The organism is Streptomyces sp. NBC_00457 (assembly GCF_036014015.1).
Classification (GTDB): domain Bacteria; phylum Actinomycetota; class Actinomycetes; order Streptomycetales; family Streptomycetaceae; genus Streptomyces.
This window is the reverse complement of record NZ_CP107905.1, coordinates 2610718-2634139: the sequence shown is the minus strand read 5'-3', so window position 1 is coordinate 2634139 and position 23422 is coordinate 2610718. Positions and strand designations below refer to the sequence as shown.

The window sequence follows — 23422 nt, the reverse complement described above, 5'->3', positions numbered from 1 at the left end:
GACCTCGCTCGTGGATGCAGGAGACCCATGCCCGACCTGCCGACCCCTCAGGACGCCGCCGAGGCCGCGCTGTTCTCCGAGTGCTGGGACGCGGTGCTCTCGTACGCCGACCTGTGCACGGCCGGATCCGTCGCGGCCACCCGGCTGGCCACCGAGGCCTTCGCGCTCGGCATACGCGAGGCCCGTGCCGGTGAGAGCGGCACGTCCAGGAACGCCGGCCGCCGCCCGGCCCGGCTGCCCCGGATCCCCTTGCTGCTGACGGCCGTTCGGACCACCGCGGCGGCCTGGGAGACCGACGGCCAGGGCCACAAGCTCGACCCGGAGCTGCGGCTGTGGCTCAACTCGGACAAGGCCGAGCGCTACACCGGACCTCCGCTGCACCGCCCGCTCGCGCTGCGCGGCCTGCGTGACATGCAGGAACCGGACGCGGCGCTGCTGTGGCTGGCCGAGGTGGAGGGCCTGCCGATGTCCGTCGTGGCCCGCCGGCTCGGCCTCGACCCGGCGTCGGTCTCCGACGAACTAGAGCAGGTGCGGGTCCTGTTCCGGGACCGCTGCCACCGCAACCACCTCGACACTCCGATGGCCGCGCAGTGCCGCAGCTACGCCCGGCTGCTGGACGCGGTCACCCGCTCCCCTCTCGCCGACACCCCGGAGGACCTCTCCCGCCACCTCGCCCGCTGCGTGGAGTGCGCGGAGGCCGCCGCGTGTCTGCGGCTGCACGGCGGCGGGCTGCCGGCCGCGCTCGCCGGCGGTGTGATCGGCTGGGGCGGGCTCGCCTATCTGGAGCGCCGTCGCAGAGCCGCCGAGGTACGGCTGGGCGCCGGGCGCCCGGACCCGGTGGACACGGACGGACCCCCGAACCCCGCTGCCCACAAGGCGCGCGTCGTCCGGGGCGGCCTCCTCGTCGCCGCCGTCATCGTCTCCCTGCTGGCACTCGGCGTGTCGATGATGCCCGGCGGCACCACCGACGACGGCGCCACGGGACCCACCGACGGTTCCGACCGCCAGCCGGTGGCCGTCCCCAGCATCTCCGAACCGTCCACCAGCGCGCGGCCCTCACCCTCTGCGACGCCCGAGCCGTCGGCGACCGGTTCCAAGGACGGTTCCGACGGCAAGGGGCCCGACCCGGAACCCCAGGGCACCACCTCGTCCACCGCCCGCGGCGGCGACCCGGACCCCGGGACGAACGAGCCGGCCACCTGCGAGTACGACTACGACCTGGTCAACCAGTGGCCCGACGGTTTCCAGGCCACCGTCACCATCACCACCACCTCGGCCCTGGACAACTGGCGGGTCGCCTGGTCCTTCAAGGACGGCCAGCAGGTCGGCCAGATGTGGGACGCGAGCTTCGCCCAGGACGGCTCCCGCGTCACCGCCACCGCCGCCGACTACAACAAGACCGTCCCCGCCGACGGCTCCCTCGCCTTCGGCTTCCTCTCCTCCTGGCGCGGCAAGAACTCCCCGGGCTACGACTTCACCCTCAACGGCCACGACTGCACGAAGGCCTGACGCCGGGGGCGGGCGGAAAAAGATCAGTCGATTCCGAATCGGCGGGAGACCTCGTCGATCGTGAAGCGGGCGCGCAGCCTGCAGGCGGAGTTCTGGTCGGCGAAGAATCCGGTACGCCACAGGGCCTGCCCGCGGGGTACGGCCCGTTTACCCAGCAGGTCGATGAACTTGCCGTGGGCCGTCGACACCTGCCTGCCGACGAGGAGTAGCGGTCGGCCCAGCATGGCCGGGTCGGCCTCGATGAGTTCCTCCAGCCGCGACTCCAACGGCATTTTTGGTGCGGCGGGCCCTTCGGGCAGAGCGGCGATCACCATTGAGATAGGGGTACAGTTTATAGATGTGTGGTTCTATCTTCAGGGAATCGGAGGGGTATGGACAAGCCCGTCGAGATGTTCGACCGCGACTACGAATGGTCCGCGCTGACCCGGTTCATCGAAGATGAACAGCCCGGCGCGACGCTCGGTGTGGTCTCCGGACGGCGTCGCCAAGGCAAGACCTTCTTGCTCGACGCGGCCTGCCGTGCCGCGGGCGGGTTCTACTTCGGGGCGACCGAGGCCGCCGATGCCGAGTCCCTGCGGCGCATCAGCGCTGCGCTCACCGCGCATGTGCGCCCTGCCAGTCCGTACCACTTCTCCGACTGGGCGGAGGCCGTCGACGCGCTCCTCGCGCTGGGCACGGAGCGGCCCGTGCCCGTCGTGATCGACGAGTTCCCGTACCTGGCCACGGCGAATCCGGAGCTCCCCTCGATCATCCAGGAAGCGCTGCGGACCTTGCGTGACCAGCGCAGCGCCTCCCGCACCCGGCTACTGCTGTGCGGCTCGGCGCTGTCGTTCATGGGCAGGCTGCTGTCCGGCAACGCTCCCCTGCGGGGCCGGGCAGGGTTGGAGCTGATTGTCCGCCCTCTCGACCACCGCCTGGCCGCCGAATTCTGGAACATCACGGACCCGCGCCTGGCCCTGCAGGTCAACGCGATCGTCGGCGGTACACCCGCGTATCGACGGGAATTCGCCCGCGGCGACACCCCGAACGGAGCTGACGACTTCGACGACTGGGTCGTCCGCACCGTCCTCAACCCAGAGACCCCTCTGTTCCGTGAGGCCCGCTATCTGCTCGCGGAGGAGCCCGACCTGCGAGACACCGCCCTGTACCTCTCCGTGCTGGCCGCAGTCGCCGACGGCAACGCCACCCGCGGGGGTATGGCCGGGTATCTGGAACGCAAGGCCACCGACATCGCGCACCCCATCAACGTCCTCGAAGACGCCGGCCTGCTGCACCGGGATGCCGACGCCTTCCGCGACAACCGCCCCACCTACCGCATCGCCGAACCGCTGATCGGCTTCTATCACGCCATCATGCGACCCGTCTGGGACCAGTTGGAACGCCCAGGCAGCGCAGCCCGGGTCTGGCAGGCCAGCCGCCGCCGCTTCACCAGCAACGTCCTCGGCCCTCATTTCGAACAGGTCTGCCGCGACTGGGCGCTGCACCACGCCGACCCAGAACTGATCGGCGGTCTGCCCGCCCGGGTCGGACACGGAGTGGTGCACGATCCCAAGGCCCGTGTCGGACATGAAGTGGATGTGGCGGTCGTCGGTATCGCCGACGGCTCCAGGCCACCGCTTCTCGCGATCGGTGAGGCCAAGTGGAACGACACCATGGGCATCGCCCACATCGAGCGCCTCCAGCATATTCGCGACCTCATCACCCAGGCGGGACGCTACGACACCACCGGTACCCGACTCATATGTCTCAGCGGCGCAGGCTTCAACGACAAGGCACACGCGGCCGCGCAGGCTGACCCTGATGTCCAACTGGTCGATCTGGAGGCGCTCTACGGACTGGCGTGACGCTTGCCCGTCGCGCAAGGGGCCGGCGTTCATGGGGTGCCGTAATTCGATGGCGTCGTGGCTCAGGTGTCTCTAGTGTCAGTGCTGTTCGAGCGGTGGCCGGAGGGTGCCGCGGGTGACTTGGCTTGGCTGGGAGGTGTGACCGATGGCTGTCTTCGTGATGGGCGCTGCCCGCATCCGGAAGTTCATCAAGTCCACCTCTGTGGCCGCCGGCTGACATCCTCCCGGGGCCGCCCTTCGAAGGGTCACCCTTGACTACCACCTCTGCTTTCTCCGCTCTCGCTCCCTACGGCTGGGACGAGGCGTGGGCGGACCAGTTCACCCCCTACGTGTCCGAAGGGCTGCTGCCCGGACGGGTGCTGAGGGTCGACCGCGGACAGTGCGACGTGGTCACCGCCGACGGGGTCATGCGGGCCGACACCGCGTTCGTCACCCCGAACGATCCGCTGCGGGTCCTGTGCACCGGCGACTGGGCCGTGGTCGAACCCGCGGGCAACCCCCGTTACGTACGGACGTATCTGCCGCGCCGTACCGCCTTCGTGCGCTCCACCTCCTCCAAGCGGTCCGAGGGGCAGATCCTCGCGGCCAACGTCGACCACGCGATCGTCGCCGTGTCCCTGGCCGTCGAGGTCGACCTCGGCCGGATCGAACGCTTCCTGGCCCTGGCCTGGGAGTCCGGCGCGCAGCCGATCGTGGCGCTCACCAAGGCCGACCTGGTCCCGGACGCGGCCACCCTCGCCCATCTCGTCCAGGACGTGGAGACCACGGCGCCCGGGGTGCCGGTGCTGCCGGTCAGCGCTGTCGACGGCGCCGGGCTCGATGTCCTCGCCGCGGTGGTCTCCGGTGGTACGTCCGTGCTGCTCGGGCAGTCCGGCGCGGGCAAGTCGACCCTCGCGAACGCGCTGCTCGGCGAGGACGTCATGGACGTACAGGCCACCCGGGACGTCGACGGCAAGGGCCGGCACACGACGACCACCCGCAATCTGCTGCTCATGCCCGGCGGCGGCGTCATGATCGACACACCGGGGCTGCGGGGCGTCGGGCTCTGGGACGCCGAGACCGGTGTCGGGCAGGTCTTCTCCGAGATCGAGGAACTGGCCGCGCGGTGCCGGTTCCACGACTGCGCCCACGAGGCCGAGCCCGGGTGCGCGGTGCTGGCCGCGATCGACTCCGGGGAGCTGCCGGTACGACGGCTGGAGAGCTACCGCAAGCTGCTGCGGGAGAACCAGCGGATCGTGGCCAAGACGGACGCGCGAGTCAGGGCGGAGATCCGGAAAGACTGGAAGCGGAAGGGGGCGCAGGGCAGGGCGGCGATGGAGGCGAAGCGGGGGCGGTGGCAGTAGCCCCCACCCTCATGTCCGATTTCCGCCAGCCGTGGCGTCCCGGCTGGCGGAAACTGGAACACGTGATGGACGAAGACACCAGGTACGAAGCGGTGCGCAGCCGGGACGCCCGGTTCGACGGCGAGTTCTTCTTCGGCGTCGAGACGACCGGTATCTACTGCCGCCCGAGCTGCCCCGCCGTCACCCCCAAGCGCCGCAACGTCCGCTTCTTCACGACCGCCGCCGCCGCGCAGGGCTCGGGTTTCCGGGCCTGCCGGCGGTGCCGGCCGGACGCGGTGCCGGGGTCGGCCGAGTGGAACGTGCGCGCGGACGTCGTGGGCCGGGCCATGCGGCTGATCGGGGACGGCGTGGTCGACCGGGAGGGTGTCGCCGGGCTCGCCGCACGGCTGGGATACAGCGCGCGGCAGGTCCAGCGGCAGCTCACCGCGGAACTCGGCGCCGGGCCGGTCGCCCTGGCCCGCGCCCAGCGCTCGCACACCGCACGCGTCCTGCTCCAGACCACCGCACTGCCGGTCACGGAGATCGCGTTCGCGTCCGGGTTCGCCAGCGTCCGGCAGTTCAACGACACCATCAAGGCGGTCTACGCCTCGACCCCCACCGGACTCAGGGGCGCCGCGCCGAAGGGCCGTACGGCCACCCCGGCGGCCGGCGTGCCGCTACGGCTCGCGCACCGCGGCCCGTACCAGGCCGGTGCCGTCTTCGATCAGCTCGCGGACGAGGCCGTCCCCGGCGTCGAGGACATCGGCGGACCGCGCGGGGGACGGACGTACCGCCGCACCCTCCGCCTCCCCTACGGCACCGGGATCGTCGCCGTCGAGGAGCGGCCGGGATCGCCGCGGCCCGGGTCCGGCGGCTGGCTGGACGCGCGGCTGCACCTCACCGACCTGCGCGATCTGACGACGGCCGTCCAGCGGCTGCGGCGGCTGTTCGACCTGGACGCCGATCCGTACGCCGTGGACGAGCGGCTCGGCGCCGACCCGCGGCTCGCCCCGCTGGTCGCCGCCCGGCCCGGACTGCGGTCACCGGGCGCCGCCGATCCGGAAGAGCTGGCGGTACGGGCGCTGGTGGGGCGTACGGCGGCCGAGCAGCTCGTACGGCGCTACGGCAAGGCCCTCGACGCGCCCTGCGGCAGCCTCACCCACGTCTTCCCCGAGCCCGCGGTCCTCGCGGAGGCCGAGCCGGACGGTCCCCTGGGCGCGCTCACCGCCGCCCTCGCCGACGGCTCCGTACGACTGGACCCGGGGGCCGACCGGGACGACGCGCAGGACGCGCTGCTCGCCCTGCCCGGGATGGGCGCCCGCACGGTGGCGATCATCCGCACCCGTGCCCTCGGCGACCCGGACGTGGCCGTGCCCGGCACGGACGTCCCCGACAGCTGGCGCCCCTGGCGCTCCTACGCACTACAACACCTGCGTGCAGCAGGGGAGTTGGAGCAACGATGACGTACTGGACCACTCTCGACAGCCCTCTCGGTTCCCTTCTTCTCACCGCCGACACCGATGGCACTCTCACCTCCCTCTCCGTGCCGGGGCAGAAGGGCGGCCGTACCGTCCAGGACGGCTGGCGGTCTGACGCGGGGCCCTTCCGGGAGGTGGAGCAGCAACTTGCCGCGTACTTCGCCGGCGATCTGAAGGAGTTCCGGTTGCCGTTGCGCGCGGAGGGCTCCGCATTTCGGGAGCGGGTCTGGGCCGCGCTCGACTCCGTGCCGTATGGCGCGACCACGACGTATGGCGAGATCGCGGCGCGGATTGGTGCGTCTCGGGCTGCTGTGCGGGCGGTGGGTGGTGCGATCGGTGCGAATCCGCTGCTTGTGCTGCGGCCCTGTCATCGGGTGATCGGTGCGGATGGTTCTCTGACAGGGTATGCGGGGGGTCTTGAGCGGAAGGTGGAGCTGCTTGGACTGGAAGGTGCGCTCTGAGTTTGTCTGCGGCGCCGTTGTGGCTGGTCGCGCAGTTCCCCGCGCCCCTTCGGGGCGCTCCAGATCAGGGCGTTGCGGGTCAGCCCTCTTCCAAGCCCCAGCTGTGGATCCTCCGCGGACGGATGCGGATCAGCTCCTCGCTGAAGTGGGGGCCCAAGTCGTGGGGGCCGACCAGGAGTTCGGCCTCGCCTCGGATGTCGACGCCTCGGACTCGCCAGGGGCGGGCGCTGATCATGTCGTCGACTACCAGGGCGACCTTCGGGTTTTTCTGGAGGTTGCGCCACTTCTTGGTGGAGCCCATCTCCCGGCCGCCGATCAGGATCGTCCCGTCGTCCTGGGGGAAGATCCCGACCGGGTTGGCCTGCGGCTGGCCGTGCGGGTCGACGGTGGCCAGCCGTCCCAGCCGCTGGGTCTTCAGGTACGCGCGTTCGGTTTCGGTGAATTCCGCCATGGCAGCAGACAAGCACGTCGTATGGGCCGGGCGCATCGGATGGTCGGCCTAGGACCGCGGGCCTACTCCGCGTCGGTGGCGGCCGGAGCAGGCCCGCGGCCGGTCATCCTTCCGTGCCTGGCAGCCCCCAGCGGGGCGCGTCCTCGTTGGGCCGTACGGGTGTGACGGTGAGGTCGGGCCGGTCGCCCCGGCGTGTGATCAGCGCCGACTCGCCCTTCCGGAGGGCGATACGGATGGCGCCGTCACCGGAGTCCGTGTACCGCAGCGGGCGGCCACGTCCGTCCCGTACCTCGATCGGTCCCGGGATGCCGTGCCGTACGACGCAGGGCGCGCCCGCCTCGCTGACCAGCCGGACCCAGCGGGTGGCGCCGCCCTTGCGGACCGCCGACAGCAGAAAGGCGCCCTGCGTGCGGAAGTCGTGGACCGTCAGGTCGGCCCAGGCGGCCGGGAGGGCCGGGAAGACGCGGATGATGCCGCCCCAGGACTGGCAGACCATGTCGTGCAGGGACTGGGCCGCCGACAGCGGGGTCTCGATGACCGGGCCGGACTCCTTGTACATGGTGTTGGGCTGGATGAAGCGGGTCATCAGCTCGCCGAGATATTTGAGCGCGTCCTCGCCCTTGCCGAGCAGCGCGGACATGGAGGCGGCGCCGGTGAAGGTGTAGCCCTGCAGGGCGCCTTCGAAGCCGACCCAGTGCGCCAACGACTTCTCGATCAGAGCCCGTTCGTCCGCCGTGCGGCCGGTCAGCTCGTACAGCGGGTACACCGCGAGGAGATGCGAGTAGTGGCGGTGCGACTTCGCGTACGGGATGTCCGCGCCGATCATGAAGCCGTTCGCGTCGGTCGGATACGGCGCCCGCTTGGCCAGTACCTCACGCCAGCGCGGTGCCAACTCGTCGTCGATGCCGAGCAGTTCGGCCGATTCCAGGAGGGTGCGGCAGCCCCAGGTCAGCAGCATCAGGTCGTAGTTGCAGTCGCGCGAGTTGCCGCCGTACTCCGGGGAGAAGGTGGCGGGGAGGTGCAGCTTGCCGTCCGGGCCCGGCTCAAGGAAGTGCAGGTAGTAGTTGATCGCCTTGCGGAGGAGGGGGTAGAGGACGTCGCGCAGGATGCGTTCGTCCATCGTGTGGCGGTAGCTGAGCCAGACGTTGTGCAGGGCCCAGGTGAGGTTGCCGACCTCGGGGGTCGGCGGGTCCTGGCCGGGGATGCCGACGCCGTAGCCGGTGAGGGTGCCCGCCGCGCCGTTGATCAGGTGGGGGTCGGTGGTGCGGGGGATGCCGAGGGAGTCGGCGCGGTACTGCGGGGCCATCTCCTTGGTGAGGTTGTCCCGGAACTCGCTCAACGCGCTGGTCACCGCGTCGAGTTCGAGGTGGTTGGCCCCGTGGATCAGCCAGTACTCCAGCTGCACGTTGAGGTTCCACCAGGTGTTGGGCCAGGGCGTCGACTCCAGCCAGGGGCCGCACGTCGCCATCACCGGCGCGTCACGGCGGGCGGCGGACGCCGTCTTGTACAGCTGGATCCAGTAGAAGCGCTGGATGCGGGCGTCGGGGACGGAGAGGAAGCTCTTGCGGTAGAACGCGTGCCACCAGGCCCGGTGGGTCACCGCCAGCGCCGCGTACGGAAGCGCGGAGGCTTCGCGCACCGCCTTGAGCGCCCGGTCCAGCGCCGTGGCCCGCGGATACGAGTGCGCGACATGGACGTACAGCGTCCTGGTCTTGCCCCGGTCCCGCTCCCGCCACGCCGTCACATGCTGCCCGCCCGCCAGCAGCGGCTGTACGGCGGCCGAGACGCCGGCGTGGTCGGCGACCTCGGCGGGCGGGTTGCCCTGATAGCCGTCCGGGAGCGGCCTGAACGCGGCGCGCGGGCTGATCGCGTCCGCCGGATGGAACACCCAGCGGAAGCCGCGCTCACCCGCGCTGGCCGTCACCTCGACGGCGAGCACCGAGCGGCTGGTGTGCACCAGGGCGCGGAGCGTGAGCGTGCCCCGGTCGGTGGTGAGGGTGCCGGTCAGCTCGGCGTCGCGCAGTCCGAGCCGCCAGTCCAGGCCGGTGATCGTGCCCACCGGCTCCAGGGTGAAGTGGCCGATCGGCAGCCGGGCCAGCCCGAACAGCGAGCCGAACTCGGGGCGGTGGTCCTGCACCTCGGAGTGCTGGACGTTGAAGCGGACGGCGCGGGTCTCGGCGCCCGGCTCGGCGTAGATGCCCGAGCCGAGGAAGCCGTTGCCCAGATACGGGCCCTCGTACCAGGTGGCGGGCATCCGCTGCCAGACGAGGTCCGCGTCGTCGAGGACGGTGCGCCAGGGGTCGGAGGTGTGGCTGTGGTCGTGGCCGTGGTCGTGATCTGCCGCGGTCGCCTGTGTGGGCAGGCCCGTGGTGAGGAGCGCGCCGCTGAGGGCGGATCCGGTGGCGAGGACGGTTCGTCTGGACGGTTTCGGCATGGCGGTCACTCCCGGCGGCTCTGCGACTGTGCGGCGGCTGTTGCAATTCATCGGAGCTATCCAGGAGTGCAACGTAGGGATGAGGCGGCAGGCCGTCAATATGGCGGGAGAGATCCGATCAATCGAAAGCGGCGGAGATCCGGAAAGCAACGGGGATCCAGGGCGTCAGCCCCAGAGCACCGCCCCCAGCCACGCCCCGGCGATCACCAGACACGTGAACAGCTCGGCCAGCACACTGGAGCCCCCGTTGCGCATCGCCGTACGCAATGCCGCCCGCGCTTCACCGTGGCGGCCCAGCCGGAGGCGCTCGTACAGGTAGATGCCGCCCACGAAGCCGGGGATGGTGCCCAGTACGGGGATCAGGATGAAGCCGAGGAACGCCCCCGCGCCGGCGTACACCCCCATCCGGGGTGTGGCGCCGCTCGCGCGCAGACGCCGGGGCGGCAGGGTCCAGCGGACCACCTGGGAGAGGAGCAGCGCGACGGTGGCGCCCACGAGCACCCACCAGGCGACGGGCTGCGGATCCTGCAGCGCCCACCACATGACCGCGGCCCACACGAGCCACGACCCCGGCACGCCGGGCACCAGCACTCCGCACAGGCCGAGCACGATGACCACGCCGACCAGCAGGAGGTCCAGGACTCCCATCTGTCCAGGGTGCCGGAGCAGAGGAGAAAGCGCAGGCCACGCCTACTGGGCCGCAGGTCACCACAGGCACACATCACCCCGCGCCGGCAGCACGGCGACGGTGGCCGGAAAGCGGTGGTGAAGCACAGCGAGGCGGCAGGGAAGCAGGTCACACTCAGGGTGCGGAATGACGGATGCGAACGGCGATTCGGTCACCCAGATCGTGACCCGGTCCTACGACGTGCGCCCGCGCGTGCAGCGGATCGGCGGGCCCGGGTCACTCCGGCGTCGCCGGGCGGTTCTCCCGTGGGGGGTGGGATCGCCCGGCGACTTCCCGAGCGTCATGACCGGCGCCCGATTTTCCCGATGCCCCGTTTTCATCCGGCCCGTGCGGTGGACAATTGGGGGCATGAGCCAGCAGGGGGGAAGTCCCACCGGTCACGAGGACGACTGGTGGAGGCAGCTGTACGAGGACTCCACGGACGATACGGGCCCCACGGCCGCGCCCGACTCACTGGACGACCGGTTCGCTTCGGCGGCGGGGGCGGTGGGGGAGGGGAGTACTTCGCCTTCGGCGGTGGAGGACGGGCACACCGCCCCGACGCCGGGTGCGGGTCCCCCGCCGGGGCAGCCGACGTCGGGGAGCAGAGTGCCCCCGCCGCGTGCCGAGGCCGCACCCGCAGAGGGCACAGGACGGCATCGCGCCCCCTGGGAACCCCCGCCCACCGCACCGGCGAGCTTCCCACCCGGCCCCATGCCCCCCGGCTTCACCGACGAGCCGCCCTCGACGACCGGCGCCCCCCGCACCTCGACGGAGACCCCGGCGACGACGACTCCGACGTCACCGACACCGGATGCCGGCCCGCCGCCCACCCCGAACGGCACGGAAAGCGACCCCCCGCCTCCCACCCCACCGGGCCCGGCCACGGAACCCGCCCGCCCCACTCCCCGCCACGGCACGGAGGCTCCTTCCAAGCCGCCACCCACCCACCCGGCCGCCGAGCCCCCTTCGACACCGCCGCCCACCCACCTGGACGCCGAGGCCCCGTCCGCGCCTCCGTCCACCCACCCGGCCGCCGAGCCCCCTTCGACACCGCCGCCCACCCACCTGGACGCCGAGGCCCCGTCCGCGCCTCCGTCCACCGGCCCGGCTGCCGAGGCCCCTTCCGTGCCTGCGCCCACGCGCCCGGCTGCCGAGCCCCCTGCCGTGCCTCCGCCCACGCGCCCGGGCGCCGAAACCCCCTCCGTGCCTCCGCCCACCCACCCAGCCACCGAGCCCCCCTCCGCCCCGCACCCCGTTGCCCCGCTCTCCGAACCCCCCGCCGCGTCCTCGCCCGCCCTCCCCACCACCCCCGCCCCCACGGCCACCCGCATCGACATCCCCACCGCCCCACCCCCCCACCTCGACTACGTCGGCTCCGGACCCCCCACCTACGACGCCGAACCCACCGCGCTGCCCCCCGCCGATCCGGACGATCTGGACGACCTGGTCGCCGACACCGTGCTGGACGGAGCCCAATACGGGACCTGTTCGTTGCGGGCTGTTTCGGTGCGGGGGGACTCCGCGCGGTACCGGGGTGAGCCGCGTCGTGACTCGTTGCTCACCGCGCGGTTCGGCAGTGGTGAGGAGGCGCTGATCCTCGTGGCGATGGCGACCGGGGCACGGGCGACACCGGGGGCGCACCGGGCGGCGGCCGAGGCCTGTCACTGGATCGGGCGGGCCGTGGGCCGCAGTCACGCGCGGCTCAGCGAGGACATCCGGGCGGCCCGGCGCGGTGATCTGAAGTCGGGGCTGCACCGGCTCACCGACCGCAGTCTCGGCAAGCTCCGCGCCAGCGCGGCCGAGCAGGGCATCGACCCGGAGGAGTACGCGGCCACCCTGCGCTGTCTGCTGCTGCCCGCCGACCCCGAGTGCCGTACCCGTGTGTTCTTCGGCGTCGGTGCGGGCGGACTGTTCCGGCTCAGGGACGGCGAGTGGCACGACATCGAGCCGTCGGTCGGCGACATCACCGGCGAACCGGTCGTCGGCTTCGGCTCGCTCCCGCACGAGACGCCCGACGGCGACCGGCTCACCATGGACCTGGGCATCCCGACGCCCCCGAGCCCGTACGAGCCCGCCCCCGAGCCGCCCCGCGAACCCTTCCGCTTCCGCGCCTCCGTCGCCCGCCCGGGTGACACGCTCCTGATGTGCACCAGCGGCCTGGCCGAACCCCTGCGCGGCGAACCCGAGTTGTGCAAGTACCTGACCGGCCGATGGTCGGGCCCCACCCCGCCCGGCCTCGCCGCGTTCCTCGCCGACACCCAGACCCGGGTCAAGGGCTACGCCGACGACCGTACGGCCGCCGCGGTTTGGGAGGCGTGAGTCAACCTGCCACGCCCGTAACGGTGTTGCTCACTCGGTCCAGGGGCTCCACTGGAGCTGGTAGTACGAGTACCGCGACAGGCCCTCGATGCTGCTGGTGCGGAACGGGCGGCCGTGGTCGTCGATGCGAACCGTTCCGGAGCGCCCTTGGGAGGACCAGTCGAGCTCCAGGAACCAGCGGCAGTCGCAGGTCTGAGTCGTCGCGGTGACGAGCAGCACCTCCGGGTCCTCGGAGGAGACCCGGTAGGGCATGCGCACCGCCGGGATCGGGCCGTTCTCGTCGCCGCCGTCGACCGGCCGGGCGATGGGCCGGTTGATGTCCAGGTCGACGGCGAAGTAGCGCGGCGACAGCGATCCGCCGCAGCCCTGGTCCATCGAGTACGCCTTCCCGGCGACCGGCTCCCCGCGGCCCACCACCCGGACGCGGAGCGCCTCCAGCACCACGGCTGTCTTGGAGCGCCCCTGCACGGAGATCTCCACCAACTGCTCCCGCCCGTGCACCGCTCCCAGCGCCCTGGCCCAGTTCGCGGCGTCCTGCGGCGGAGGCGGCGGGGGGACCTGCTGCGGCGGCTTGTCGATGACGTAGTCATGACTGCAGCCGAGCGCCCACTCGTGCGAGTCGGCCGTCCAGGTGAGCGGCACGTCGGCCGTCCCGCTCGGCGTCTCCTCACCGCCGGAGGAGCCGCCGCCCGACGGGCCGTTGCCGGAGGCCGCGCCACCACCGCCGGTGGGCGGCGCCGACGTGGCCGCCTTGCCGCTGACCGACGGTGACGGTGTGGCGGATCCGGAAGAGGAAGAGGGGCTGGCCGACTTGGGGGAGGGGCTCTTCGGCGCGCCGGACGTCGTCGTAGGGGTGGGGTCCGCGAGCCGGCCATCGGCCTCCACCGAGGAACTCCCGTCCGGCAGCGCGGACAGAGTGCCCAGCGTGGCCAGCAGCACGGCGGCCACGGCAGCCGTGGTGACGGTGAGGCGGCGTCGGCGGTACCAGGGGGTGGCCCGGGAAGCGGGGGCGGCACCCGAAGCACCGGCCGATACGGCTCCCGTAGAACTCCTAGCACCCGTAGCGCCGGGCGCCGCATCTCCCGTGGCGCCGAGCGCCGCAGCTCCTGTAGCGTCGGCCGGCCCGGCTCCCGCTGCGCCAGGCGCCCCGGCACCCGAAGCCCCGGCCGCCTCCTGCGTCATCTCCGGCTTCCCCGCCGGCCGTTGTCGTGCCGCCACCGCCGCCAGCCACAGCCGGTGCAGTTCCAACCGCTCCTCCGCGGTCGCCCCGCACAGCGCGGCGAAGCGTTCCACGGGGGCGAAGTCGACTGGGACCGCTTCGCCCGCGCAGTAGCGGTGCAAGGTCGAGGTGTTCATGTGCAGGCGGCGGGCCAGCGCGCCGTAACTGCGGTCCGTACGGTCCTTCAACTGCCTCAGCAGCGCAGCGAACCGCGCGACGTCGTCCTCTTCCGGCACCATTCCCCCGTATTCCCTCCCGGGACGCCATCCCAGGCACCCCCTGTATCTGCACGTCGGACGGGCTGGGACGGTTCCACCGTCGCCGACGGTGCGCCGGAGGTTGCGCCCGCCCGCCGTGACCGCTGATGCTCTGGGTGCCGCACCGACCAGGACCGGGCCGACCACCCGGAGTCGCGGCGGCTCCTGTCGTTCACACACTCACCACGGGGACACCCATGCTCAAGCAGACCCGCGCAGGCGCGCTCACCCTACTCGCCCTCACGGGCCTCATGCTCGGTTCCGTACTCACCGCACCGGCCGGCGCGACACCCCGCACGGGGTTCCTCTCGGCCGCCGACCTGCCGCCGCACCCGTCCTCCTCCTGGACCGCGGGCGCCATCACCGACGGCGTCCCGGAGGAACTGCTGTTGTGCCTGGCGGACGCGTTGCCGGGCTACGACTCCCGCTACCGTGCCTTCCACACCGAACTGGACGCGAGCGCCCGCCAGTTGAACATCGTCACGGGCACGGCCGCCAAGGCCAAGGCCCTCGCCACCCGCCTCAACAAGGAGATACGGACCTGCCCCGCCCGCATCGAGCGGGACCCGGAGATCGAGGCCACGCACAAGGACTACGGCACCCTGCCCGTCGAGGAGGGCGCCCGTGTGCACGGCCTGCACACCGCCGCCTCCTGGGGTGCGACGGACATCCACCTCCTGTCGGTCGGCCGGGACGGACGCACCGTCACGGTCGTGGAGTGGTCGCAGCTCGGCGACTTCGACGACGCGCCGGTGAGGGCCTTCAAGAAGACGACGACCACGGCTGTCGCCAAGCTCCACTGAACCTCCACTGAACAAGGCCCGAAAGCGGCGATTTCCGGCCAGCTTCACGGGCCGGGGGAACCGGTCGGACCCAGCTGCCCCACGGCTTCGTCGCATACGGCGGGATCGGCAGCGCGCCATGGGCAGTTGGGCCGATACCCCGCAGCCGCGCACCCGTACAGCGTGCGGCGTACGAAGGGTGACCCGGCCTGTCCCGAGGCCGCCTCCACCAGGGTCCATCGACAGCGCGGCGGCTGTCGTACGCATGGCCGAACAGCCGGTCGTTGACGATTCCACATGACTGTCGAGTGAGCCAACGGGCATGGATCCCCGTGAACGTGTTCGAGGCAGAGGGGAACCGACATCGGCACGCAGGCGGGGGTCATGAAAAGGCAGGCACGAGGGGGCGGTCCCACGGCGATCGGGGCCTTCTCGGCTCACATGGTGGAGGAAGAGACCGACGGCGTCACGGCGCGGCCGCAGCTGCGGCGCAGACTCGGACGCGCGGACCTGAAGGCGGTCCCGGAGGCACGCAGGGCACTGCGCGAGCTGTTACGGCACTGGGGCAAGCCCGGGCGGTCCGAGATAGCGGAACTGCTCACCAGCGAACTCGTCACCAACGCCATCGTCCACACCGACAACGACGCGGTCCTGACGGCCGTCGTAGGACCCCGCGGACTGCGGGTGGAGGTACGGGACTTCGTCGCCCGCAGGCCCCGGCTGTGCGTACCGAACGCCGACGACGGTACGCACGGCCGTGGCCTGGCCCTGGTGCAGTCCCTCGCGGACGCCTGGGGCGTACGGCCGCACGGGGTGGGGAAGGCGGTGTGGTTCGAACTCGACGCGGGGGCCGCGTGACCGCGAAAGGGGGCACGGCCCCGGGCCGTACCCCCTGACGTCGACTGCGTCCGTCCCGGCTTTCCTAGCCGAACTGCTGCTCCAGGTCCTTGAGCTTGCGCTCCAGGGAGTCGAGGCGCGGCAGCGCCATCGTGTCGTCCTCCGCGGTGAGGTCCACGGTGATCGGGTCAGAGCTCTGGCGGACGGGCTGCAGGGAGGGCCGTGAGCGTACGGGCAGGGGCTCCGAGGTGGATATGGCAGGCTCCGCGGTGACTCGGTCGGAGTCGCGCTCCAGGGCCGGCATCTCCATCGGCCGTCCGGGGCCGGGGCCGCGTCCGACGAAGCCGCGGTGACCCCGGCTGATCGCCTTGAGCTGGGCCCGCTCGACCCGCTCCTGCTCGCGCCGGCGCAGTCGGGCCGAATCCTTCTGCCGCTTGTCCTCGCGCACCTCGTCGACGGCCTCGTCCAGGCTGCGTACGCCCTCGAGGAGCATCAGCGACCAGGCCCTGTAGGTCTCGCGGGGCGCCCGCAGCCAGCGGACGACACGGATCTGCGGCAGCGGACGCGGCACCAGGCCCTGTTCGCGCAGCGCGGCCTTGCGGGTCTGCTTCAGCGCCCGGTCGAAGAGGACGGCCGCCGACAAGGACATGCCCGCGAAGAACTGGGGGGCGCCGTCATGGCCCAGACCCCTGGGCGCGTGCACCCAGTTGAACCAGGCCGCGGCACCGGCGAACGTCCACACGAGTATCCGGGAGCCGAGCGCGGCCTCACCATGGCTGGCCTCGCGCACCGCGAGCACCGAGCAGAACATGGCCGCGCCGTCGAGGCCGAACGGGACCAGGTACTCCCAGCCGCCGGACAGGTTGAGGTTCTGCTGGCCGAAGCCGACCAGGCCGTGGAAGGAGAGTGCGGCCGCCACCGCCGCACAGCAGAACAGCAGCACGTAGGAGGCGGTGCCGTATATGGCCTCCTTGCGCCTGCGGCGCTCCTCGCTGCGCTCCCACGAGTCGTCCGCGCTCGCGTCCTTCCCCGAGGTGCGCTTGCCACGCGCGAGCACCGCCACCGCCGCCAGCATGCCCAGGAGCAGTACGGCGCCCGGAAGCAGCCAGTTCAGCGATATGTCGGTCAATCTCATCTGGGGTCCCTTGCATTGGGATAGGGCGTGTAACGCCCGCCATGGTGGCCCAATTCCACCGCCCCTCAGGGGGTTTCGGGGCAAGAGGCCGCCAAGGAAGTGCAAGGGGATGCCCAGGGCGGCGTTCTGCTCGAACTGCCGCGTGAGGGGCGAGAGTTGAGTTCGAATAAGACTACCCGTACGGATGGTTCGACGGAAAGTTCCTGCGAGAAGTGAGGAAACTGTGAATCGCCTGTAACCGTGGGGCTGTCGAGTCCGCAGGTCCTCAACTGGCCGCTTCGGCCAGGAGTTTGACGACGCGGTCCGCGTCGCAGGTGCGCGGGCAGGTGGCGCAGGCGTCCTCGGGGTCCAGCGTGTAGAACATGCAGCAGCTCGCCCGGTCCCGGGTGGGCAGCGGCTCGCCGGCCGGCCCGGTCAGCTCGCGGAAGGCGGCGGAGCCGACGTACGGCTTGGTCGCCCCCGGCAGCAGCAGCTCCAGCTCCCGCCTCGCCCGCTCCTGCTCGCCGATCACCTCGGCGACGTACCAGAGCCCCTCGACGACCTCGTCGGTCGCCATGCCCCACAGCGCCCGCCCGCGCCGCCGCATCCGCGGACCGAAGGCCGCGAGCACGGGTTCCAGATGCTCGGCGACGGCCTCCCGCACCTCGCCGCGCAGCGCCTCCTCGTCGGCGACGACACGGGCGCCGGGCAGGACGGCGGCGGGGTCGCCGGGCAGACAGGCGAAGCTGTGGGCGCGGACGGCGAGGCGGCCGATGTCCAGGTCCGGGACCGTCCGGTCGTACGAGACGTCCGTCACGTGGAAGCGCGGCACCCGGCGGCTCAGGAACCACGGCACGGTGATCAGCAGACAGGCCGGCCAGGCGTACCGGTGCAGGCCGAAGCTGGCGACGACATCCGGTCGCGCGCGCTGTCCGTGGTCACGCTCGACCTGTGCGTCGTCCCAGGCCAGGAACGCGTCCAGGCCGGCTCCGCCCTCCGCGAGCGCGTCGGCGGTGATCCAGCCGCCGTCCCGGGGGGCCTGCTCCCCGGCGCCGAGCTGGGTGATCGGCAGCCCCGGGAGGACCTCGGCCAGACGCGTGTAGGCGTCCGCGAGGGCCGAGCGGGGCACGGGCATACGGGACCGCCGATCTGGTGTCGTTCCGGGGCCGGGTAGAGGTAAGCCTTACCTTACCCAACATCATTGAGATGTGAACCGGCCGCTTCTGGCCCTATGGTGCTTGACGGACGAGTAACAACCCGCCGTAATGACCCCAAGTGCCGACAAGGCCGGAGGAGGACCCCGTGAGGCAGGGCACGCAGGGCTCCACGGAGACGGGGCGTCCGGAGCGGGCGCGGATGCCGGCCGGCGGACCGCGGGTCCCGTCCCAGCCGCAGGCGGCCGACCTGGACCGGGGGCGGGACGCGGCAGCCGCGCCCGGGCCCGATGCCGGCGGTGTCCGGGGTGAGCACACCCACAGCGAGACGCCGATTCCGCGTCCCCGCCCCACCGTCCAGCGGTCCTCCGTGCGCGGGCAGATCCTCGACGCCCTGCGCACCGCGCTGGTCTCGGGCGAACTGACCCCGGGCGAGCTGTACTCGGCGCCCGCGCTCGGCGACCGCTTCGGCGTCTCCGCGACGCCCGTACGGGAGGCGATGCAGCAACTGGCCCTGGAAGGCGCCGTCGAGGTGGTGCCGAACCGCGGCTTCCGCGTCATCGAGCGCGGCGCCCGCGAGCTGGCCGAGCTGGCCGAGGTCCGGTCCCTGATCGAGGTTCCGGTGATGCTGCGCCTCGCGCGGACGGTGCCGGTCGAACGCTGGGCGGATCTGCGTCCCCTCGCCGAGGCGACGGTACGGGCGGCCGGCACCGGCTGCCGGGTGACGTACGCCGACTCGGACCGGGCCTTTCACCGCGGGCTGCTCGCCCTGTCCGGCAACGAGCAGCTCGTGCACCTCGCCGAGGACCTCCACCGCCGGGCCCAGTGGCCCCTGGTGGGTGGCCCCGCCGGACGCGGGCGCGCGGAACTGCTCGCGGACGCGGCACAGCACACGGCGCTGCTGGACGCGTTGATCTCGCGTGACCTGGACGGGGTCCGGGCACTGGTGGGGGAGCACTTCGCCGGGGCGAGCTGAGCGCACGTGGAGCGCGCGCGGGCGGCCGGCCCGTTCAGGCGGCCATCCCGCTCGGGCCGTGGCCCCGTTCGGGCCGTGTGCTCCACTCAACCCGTGGCCCTGTTCAGGCCGTGGCTCCGCGCGGGCGGACGGCCCCGCTCAGGCGTGTGCCCCGTTCGGGCCGTGGCTCCGTTCAAGCCGTGCCCCCGCTCAGGCCGTCGCCGCCGGTGGCGCGGGAGGCGCCAACTCCCGTGCCAGCCACGTCGGTACGCCCCCCAGCAGCCGGAACAGCCGGCGGGCCTCCTCCCGCAGACGCGAAGCCTCCGGCTCCACCTCCGCGTCGGCCAGGGACACCAGCGCCGGCGCCGTACCCACGAGATAGCCCAACTCCTCCCGGATGCGCAGGGATTCGGTGAAACCGTGCCGCGCCTCCGCCAACTCGCCGTCCCGCAGGGCGAGCCCGGCCAGATGGCGCCACGTGAACGACAGCAGGAGCGGGTCGGAGTGGGCCGTGGCGCCCGCGTGGGCCCGGCGGTACGCGGCGCGCGCCGCCTGCGGGGAGAGCGTCAGGTTCTCGGCCAGCAGGCCCCGGCGGAAGTCCAGCAGCGCGCGGCCCGGCGCCCCCGGCGGGATCAGCGCCGCCGCCCGGCCCAGCGCGGCCCGCGCCTCGTCCGCCCGGTCCCGGACCGTGTGCAGCGTGGCCGCGTAGGCAAGTTGCCCGCGTTCACAAGCGGCCGCGCCCCGCTCCTCGTCGGTGTGGGCCAGCGCCTCGGCCGTACGCAGCCCGTCCTCGGCCTCCTCCCAGCCCTGCTCGGTGTAGAGACACCGTTCGACCAGCAGCGCGGCCCGCTGCAACGCGGACGCCGGGGTGTCGGGCCGGAGCAGGGCCGCCGCGTCCGCCCAGCACGCGCGGGAGCGCAGCCGCCATACCGCGGTCTGGAGGGGATCGTCACCAGGGGTCGTTCCGAAACCAGACATGGCGGAATGCGCCACGTTGCCCTCCCCGAGCGCGCCGTCGAGCTATGAGTGGTGGCGGCATCTCAGCACGAATCGTCGGCCCTGGCCAAGAGGGAGTGTGAAAGTTTTCACTTGCGTTGATCTCACGCGACCGATCCGGTCACCTCAACTCATCCGCAACGCCAGGAAGAAATCGAGCTTGTCCTCCAGGCGGGACAGGTCACGGCTCGTCAACTGCTCGATCCTGCCGACGCGGTAGCGCAGCGTGTTGACGTGCAGGTGGAGGCGGGTGGCGCAGCGGGTCCAGGAGCCGTCGCAGTCGAGGAACGCCTCCAGGGTGGGGATCAGTTCGGCGCGGTGCCGGCGGTCGTAGTCCCGGAGGGGGTCCAGCAGCCGGGCCGTGAAGGCACGTCGTACGTCGTCCGGGACGAACGGCAGCAGCAGGACGTGCGAGGCCAGCTCCTGGTGGCCGGCCGCGCACACCCGGCCGGGCCGGGCCGCCGCCACCCGCCGTGCGTGCCGCGCCTCCTCCAGCGCCCCGCGCAGCCCCTCCGCCGAGTGCACGGCCGCGCTGACGCCGAGCGTGACCCGCCCGTCCTCGTCGAGACCGGCCGCCAGGGGATCCCGTACGGACTCCAGGAGCGCGTCGGCGTGGATACCCGTCTCGGAGCCGTCGTGCTCGGTCGACACCGCCGGAAGGGGTACGAGGGCGATCGCCTCGTCGCCGGTGTGGGCGACGGCGATACGGTCGGAGGGCTCCGGTCCCGTCGACAGCGGGTCGACGAGGATCTCCTCAAGCAGCGACTGGGCGACCGGCCCGCCCTCGATGTCCCCGCCGTCCCACTCCACGCGGGCCACGACCACCTGCCAGTGCGGCGCGGCGCCGAGCCCGGGCAGCAGCACCGGCGCGGCCACCCGCAGCCGGGCGGCGATCTCGGCGGGCGCGGCCCCGGTCTGCACCAGCTCCAGCACCTCCTGCGCGAGCCGCCTGCGCACCGTACGGGCTGCGTCCCGCCGGTCCCGCTCGACCGCGATCAGCTGGGTGACGCCCTGGAGCAGGTCGAGCCGTTCCTCCGGCCAGTCCCCGGCATCCGCCGCGACGGCCAGCAGCCAGTCCGACAGCACCGTCTCCCGCACGTCCCGGGCGCCCTGCGGGGAGCGCCCTTCCCCAGCCACCGCCGGGAGGTGCCCCCAGCTGCGGATCGGGAACAGTGCGTACGGCGCGGCGCCCAGCGTCACCCGGTGCGGGCCCCGCCGTCCCGTGCGGGCGGCCGCCAGATGCTCGGCCGCCAGCCGCGCACACAGGTCGGCGGGCAGCTCGGGCCCGCCCACCTTCGGGCCCGCGATGAGCCGCCCGGTCGGCGACAGCACCCAGGCGCTCAGGTCGAGGTCGGAGCCGAGGAGGTCGAGGACCACGTCGGGGCCGCCGCCCGCGGGGCCCGAGGTCATCATCCGCCGGTGCCGGTCGACCACCGCCGCGAGGTCCCCGGCGCGCTCGCCCGAGACCTGCCGTACGACATGCTCGGTGATCGTCGCGAACGCCACCGACTCATGCACCGCGAACAGCGGCAGCCGGTGCTTGGCGCAGGCGACCACCAGATCGTCCGGGACGTCCCCGAGCTCGGCCTCACCGGCGGCGAGCGCGGCCACGCCGGCCGCCACCAGGATCCGTACGAACGGCTCGGAGTCCTCGGCGTCCCGGCGCCAGGCCAGGCCCGTGAGCACCAGCTCCCCGCCGGAGAGATAGCGGCTGGGGTCCCTGAGGTCGGTGGTCATCACGCCGCGGACGGTGCGGTCCAGCTCGTCCTCGCCGCCGAGCAGCCTGAGGCCCAGCGCGTCGGTGTCCAGCAGTGCGCGCAGCCGCATTCTCGTCGCCGCCGTTCTCTGTCTCGAAATCTACGATGAATCCTGATGGGGCATGGTGGCCGCGGCCGGATCGAGGTGTCCCAGGTCACCAGGGTTGTGACTGACGTTTCCACGGAAAAACGAGGAGGTTACCGGTGACCTCCATTCATACGAATCTACAAGATGACCTCGCTGGCCAGCCAACTCCTTCATGGTTTCCGTGACTGACCGAGGAGACGCACCGCGCTGTGTACTGACGTCAATCCGCGTTAACAGAACATGAACAAGCCAGTCCCGCCGCACCCGATCTGGCTTGATCAGTACGACCCACGAGACGAAGAAGAGAGCCGGTCATGGACTTCCTTCGCCCCGCCAGCTGGGAGGAGGCGCTCGCCGCGAAGGCCGAGCACCCCACCGCTGTGCCGATTGCGGGCGGCACCGATGTGATGGTCGAGATCAACTTCGACCACCGCCGGCCCGAGTACCTGCTCGACCTGAACCGCATCGGCGAGCTCTCCGAGTGGGAGGCCGGCGAGGACACCGTGCGGCTCGGTGCCTCCGTCCCGTACGCCAAGATCATGGAGCAGCTGCGTCCCGAGCTGCCGGGCCTGGCCCTCGCCTCGCACACGGTCGCCTCCCCGCAGATCCGCAACCGCGGCGGCGTCGGCGGCAACCTCGGCACCGCCTCCCCGGCCGGTGACGCCCACCCCGCCCTCCTCGCGGCCGGCGCCGAGGTCGAGGTCGAGTCGGTGCGCGGCTCCCGTCTCATCCCGATCGACGAGTTCTACACCGGCGTGAAGCGCAACGCGCTCGCCGCCGACGAGCTGATCAGGGCCGTACACATCAAGAAGGCCGACGGGCCGCAGCAGTACTCCAAGGTCGGCACCCGCAACGCCATGGTCATCGCGGTGTGCGCCTTCGGTCTGGCGCTGCACCCCGAGACACGCACCGTCCGCACCGGCATCGGCTCGGCCGCCCCCACCCCGGTCCGCGCGAAGGCGGCGGAGGAGTTCCTGAACGCGGCGCTCGAAGAGGGCGGCTTCTGGGACAACGGCAAGATCATCACCCCGTCGGTCGCCAAGCAGTTCGCGGAGCTGTGCTCCGGCGCCTGCAACCCGATCGACGACGTCCGGGGCACCGCGAGCTACCGCCGGCACGCGGTCGGCGTCATGGCCCGCCGCACGCTGACCTGGACCTGGGAGTCGTACCGCGGCGCCCGCCGCATCACCGAGGGAGCTGCGTAATGCGTGTGAACTTCACGGTCAACGGCCGTCCCCAGGAAGCCGACGACGTGTGGGAGGGCGAGTCCCTGCTGTACGTGCTGCGTGAGCGGCTCGGCCTGCCGGGTTCGAAGAACGCCTGCGAGCAGGGCGAGTGCGGTTCGTGCACGGTCCGCCTCGACGGTGTGCCGGTGTGCTCGTGCCTGGTCGCCGCCGGTCAGGTGGAGGGCCGCGAGGTCGTCACGGTCGAGGGCCTGGCGGACTACGCCAAGCAGCGCTCCTGCGGCGACACTTGCGGAACCTCGCTCGACGAGGCCAAGGGCTGGCAGGCCAAGGGCACCGACTCGCAGACCGGCGAGGGCACGGAACTCTCCCCGATCCAGCAGGCGTTCATCGACGCCGGCGCCGTCCAGTGCGGCTTCTGCACGCCGGGTCTGCTGGTCGCCGCCGACGAGATGCTGGAGAGCAACCCCAACCCGACCGACGCGGACATCCGCGAGGCGCTGTCGGGCAACCTGTGCCGCTGCACCGGCTACGAGAAGATCATGGACGCGGTCCGGCTGGCGGCCGCCCGGCAGGGAGAGGCGGTCTAGC

General features: G+C 72.2%; 20 protein-coding genes. 11 read left to right on the top strand and 9 right to left on the bottom strand.

Annotated elements, in window-relative coordinates:
• The first annotated feature begins 27 nt into the window (after positions 1-27).
• The gene (locus OG828_RS12065) at positions 28-1509 is read left to right on the top strand and encodes a cellulose binding domain-containing protein (protein WP_328501119.1); all 1482 of its coding nucleotides are present in this window, start codon (positions 28-30) and stop codon (positions 1507-1509) included.
• 23 nt (positions 1510-1532) lie between these two features.
• Here OG828_RS12065 and OG828_RS12060 read toward each other — a convergent pair whose 3' ends face one another.
• On the bottom strand, positions 1533-1823 hold the full coding sequence (locus tag OG828_RS12060) for a hypothetical protein (RefSeq protein ID WP_328501118.1): 291 nt from the start codon (positions 1821-1823) through the stop codon (positions 1533-1535).
• 57 nt (positions 1824-1880) lie between these two features.
• On the opposite strand from OG828_RS12060, the gene OG828_RS12055 reads away from it, so the two are divergent.
• From OG828_RS12055 to OG828_RS12040, 4 genes are all read left to right on the top strand, one after another.
• Positions 1881-3353, top strand: coding sequence for an AAA family ATPase (locus tag OG828_RS12055; protein ID WP_328501117.1), 1473 nt, complete (start codon positions 1881-1883; stop codon positions 3351-3353).
• Positions 3354-3604: 251 nt separating this feature from the next.
• Positions 3605-4696, top strand: coding sequence for a ribosome small subunit-dependent GTPase A (gene rsgA / locus OG828_RS12050; protein ID WP_328501116.1), 1092 nt, complete (start codon positions 3605-3607; stop codon positions 4694-4696).
• 65 nt (positions 4697-4761) lie between these two features.
• Entirely contained in the window at positions 4762-6138 is a 1377-nt protein-coding gene (locus OG828_RS12045; protein WP_328504855.1) for a bifunctional transcriptional activator/DNA repair enzyme AdaA, read from the top strand.
• Complete coding sequence (locus OG828_RS12040) at positions 6135-6614, top strand: methylated-DNA--[protein]-cysteine S-methyltransferase (RefSeq protein WP_328501115.1); 480 nt, start codon at positions 6135-6137, stop codon at positions 6612-6614. The genes OG828_RS12045 and OG828_RS12040 overlap by 4 nt, the downstream gene beginning before the upstream one ends.
• A 79-nt stretch (positions 6615-6693) precedes the next feature.
• Here OG828_RS12040 and OG828_RS12035 read toward each other — a convergent pair whose 3' ends face one another.
• The 3 genes from OG828_RS12035 to OG828_RS12025 form a co-directional block, all read right to left on the bottom strand.
• Complete coding sequence (locus OG828_RS12035; protein ID WP_328501114.1) at positions 6694-7065, bottom strand: PPOX class F420-dependent oxidoreductase; 372 nt, start codon at positions 7063-7065, stop codon at positions 6694-6696.
• A gap of 103 nt (positions 7066-7168) precedes the next feature.
• Positions 7169-9499 (bottom strand): glycosyl hydrolase family 95 catalytic domain-containing protein, encoded by a 2331-nt coding sequence (locus OG828_RS12030; RefSeq protein ID WP_328501113.1) that lies wholly within the window; start codon positions 9497-9499, stop codon positions 7169-7171.
• Between the two features lie 165 nt (positions 9500-9664).
• On the bottom strand, positions 9665-10147 hold the full coding sequence (locus OG828_RS12025) for a DUF456 domain-containing protein (protein ID WP_328501112.1): 483 nt from the start codon (positions 10145-10147) through the stop codon (positions 9665-9667).
• A gap of 388 nt (positions 10148-10535) precedes the next feature.
• Here OG828_RS12025 and OG828_RS12020 point away from each other — a divergent pair, with 388 nt between their 5' ends.
• Positions 10536-12488 carry a PP2C family serine/threonine-protein phosphatase gene (locus tag OG828_RS12020; protein ID WP_328501111.1) on the top strand — a complete coding sequence of 651 codons (1953 nt, stop codon included), beginning with the start codon at positions 10536-10538 and terminating at the stop codon, positions 12486-12488.
• 30 nt (positions 12489-12518) lie between these two features.
• Here OG828_RS12020 and OG828_RS12015 read toward each other — a convergent pair whose 3' ends face one another.
• Positions 12519-13946, bottom strand: a complete 1428-nt coding sequence (locus tag OG828_RS12015) for a helix-turn-helix domain-containing protein (RefSeq protein ID WP_328501110.1) — start codon at positions 13944-13946, stop codon at positions 12519-12521.
• A gap of 215 nt (positions 13947-14161) precedes the next feature.
• On the opposite strand from OG828_RS12015, the gene OG828_RS12010 reads away from it, so the two are divergent.
• Both OG828_RS12010 and OG828_RS12005 read left to right on the top strand, forming a co-directional pair.
• Positions 14162-14767 carry a hypothetical protein gene (locus tag OG828_RS12010; protein ID WP_328437860.1) on the top strand — a complete coding sequence of 202 codons (606 nt, stop codon included), beginning with the start codon at positions 14162-14164 and terminating at the stop codon, positions 14765-14767.
• A gap of 420 nt (positions 14768-15187) precedes the next feature.
• The gene (locus OG828_RS12005) at positions 15188-15604 is read left to right on the top strand and encodes an ATP-binding protein (protein ID WP_328504854.1); all 417 of its coding nucleotides are present in this window, start codon (positions 15188-15190) and stop codon (positions 15602-15604) included.
• A 64-nt stretch (positions 15605-15668) separates the two neighbouring features.
• Here OG828_RS12005 and OG828_RS12000 read toward each other — a convergent pair whose 3' ends face one another.
• Positions 15669-16718 (bottom strand): DUF2637 domain-containing protein, encoded by a 1050-nt coding sequence (locus OG828_RS12000; RefSeq protein ID WP_328354097.1) that lies wholly within the window; start codon positions 16716-16718, stop codon positions 15669-15671.
• Between the two features lie 265 nt (positions 16719-16983).
• Positions 16984-17832 carry a (2Fe-2S)-binding protein gene (locus OG828_RS11995; RefSeq protein WP_328501109.1) on the bottom strand — a complete coding sequence of 283 codons (849 nt, stop codon included), beginning with the start codon at positions 17830-17832 and terminating at the stop codon, positions 16984-16986.
• Positions 17833-17999: 167 nt separating this feature from the next.
• Here OG828_RS11995 and OG828_RS11990 point away from each other — a divergent pair, with 167 nt between their 5' ends.
• Positions 18000-18827 (top strand): GntR family transcriptional regulator, encoded by an 828-nt coding sequence (locus tag OG828_RS11990; RefSeq protein WP_328501108.1) that lies wholly within the window; start codon positions 18000-18002, stop codon positions 18825-18827.
• Between the two features lie 189 nt (positions 18828-19016).
• Here OG828_RS11990 and OG828_RS11985 read toward each other — a convergent pair whose 3' ends face one another.
• Positions 19017-19784 (bottom strand): hypothetical protein, encoded by a 768-nt coding sequence (locus OG828_RS11985; protein WP_210571526.1) that lies wholly within the window; start codon positions 19782-19784, stop codon positions 19017-19019.
• A gap of 144 nt (positions 19785-19928) precedes the next feature.
• A complete protein-coding gene (locus tag OG828_RS11980; protein ID WP_328501107.1) occupies positions 19929-21629 on the bottom strand; it encodes a PucR family transcriptional regulator in 1701 nt (566 codons plus the stop codon).
• A 332-nt stretch (positions 21630-21961) separates the two neighbouring features.
• Here OG828_RS11980 and OG828_RS11975 point away from each other — a divergent pair, with 332 nt between their 5' ends.
• The gene (locus OG828_RS11975) at positions 21962-22852 is read left to right on the top strand and encodes an FAD binding domain-containing protein (RefSeq protein WP_328501106.1); all 891 of its coding nucleotides are present in this window, start codon (positions 21962-21964) and stop codon (positions 22850-22852) included.
• Positions 22852-23421 carry a (2Fe-2S)-binding protein gene (locus tag OG828_RS11970; RefSeq protein WP_210571532.1) on the top strand — a complete coding sequence of 190 codons (570 nt, stop codon included), beginning with the start codon at positions 22852-22854 and terminating at the stop codon, positions 23419-23421. The genes OG828_RS11975 and OG828_RS11970 overlap by 1 nt, the downstream gene beginning before the upstream one ends.
• Position 23422: the final 1 nt, after the last annotated feature.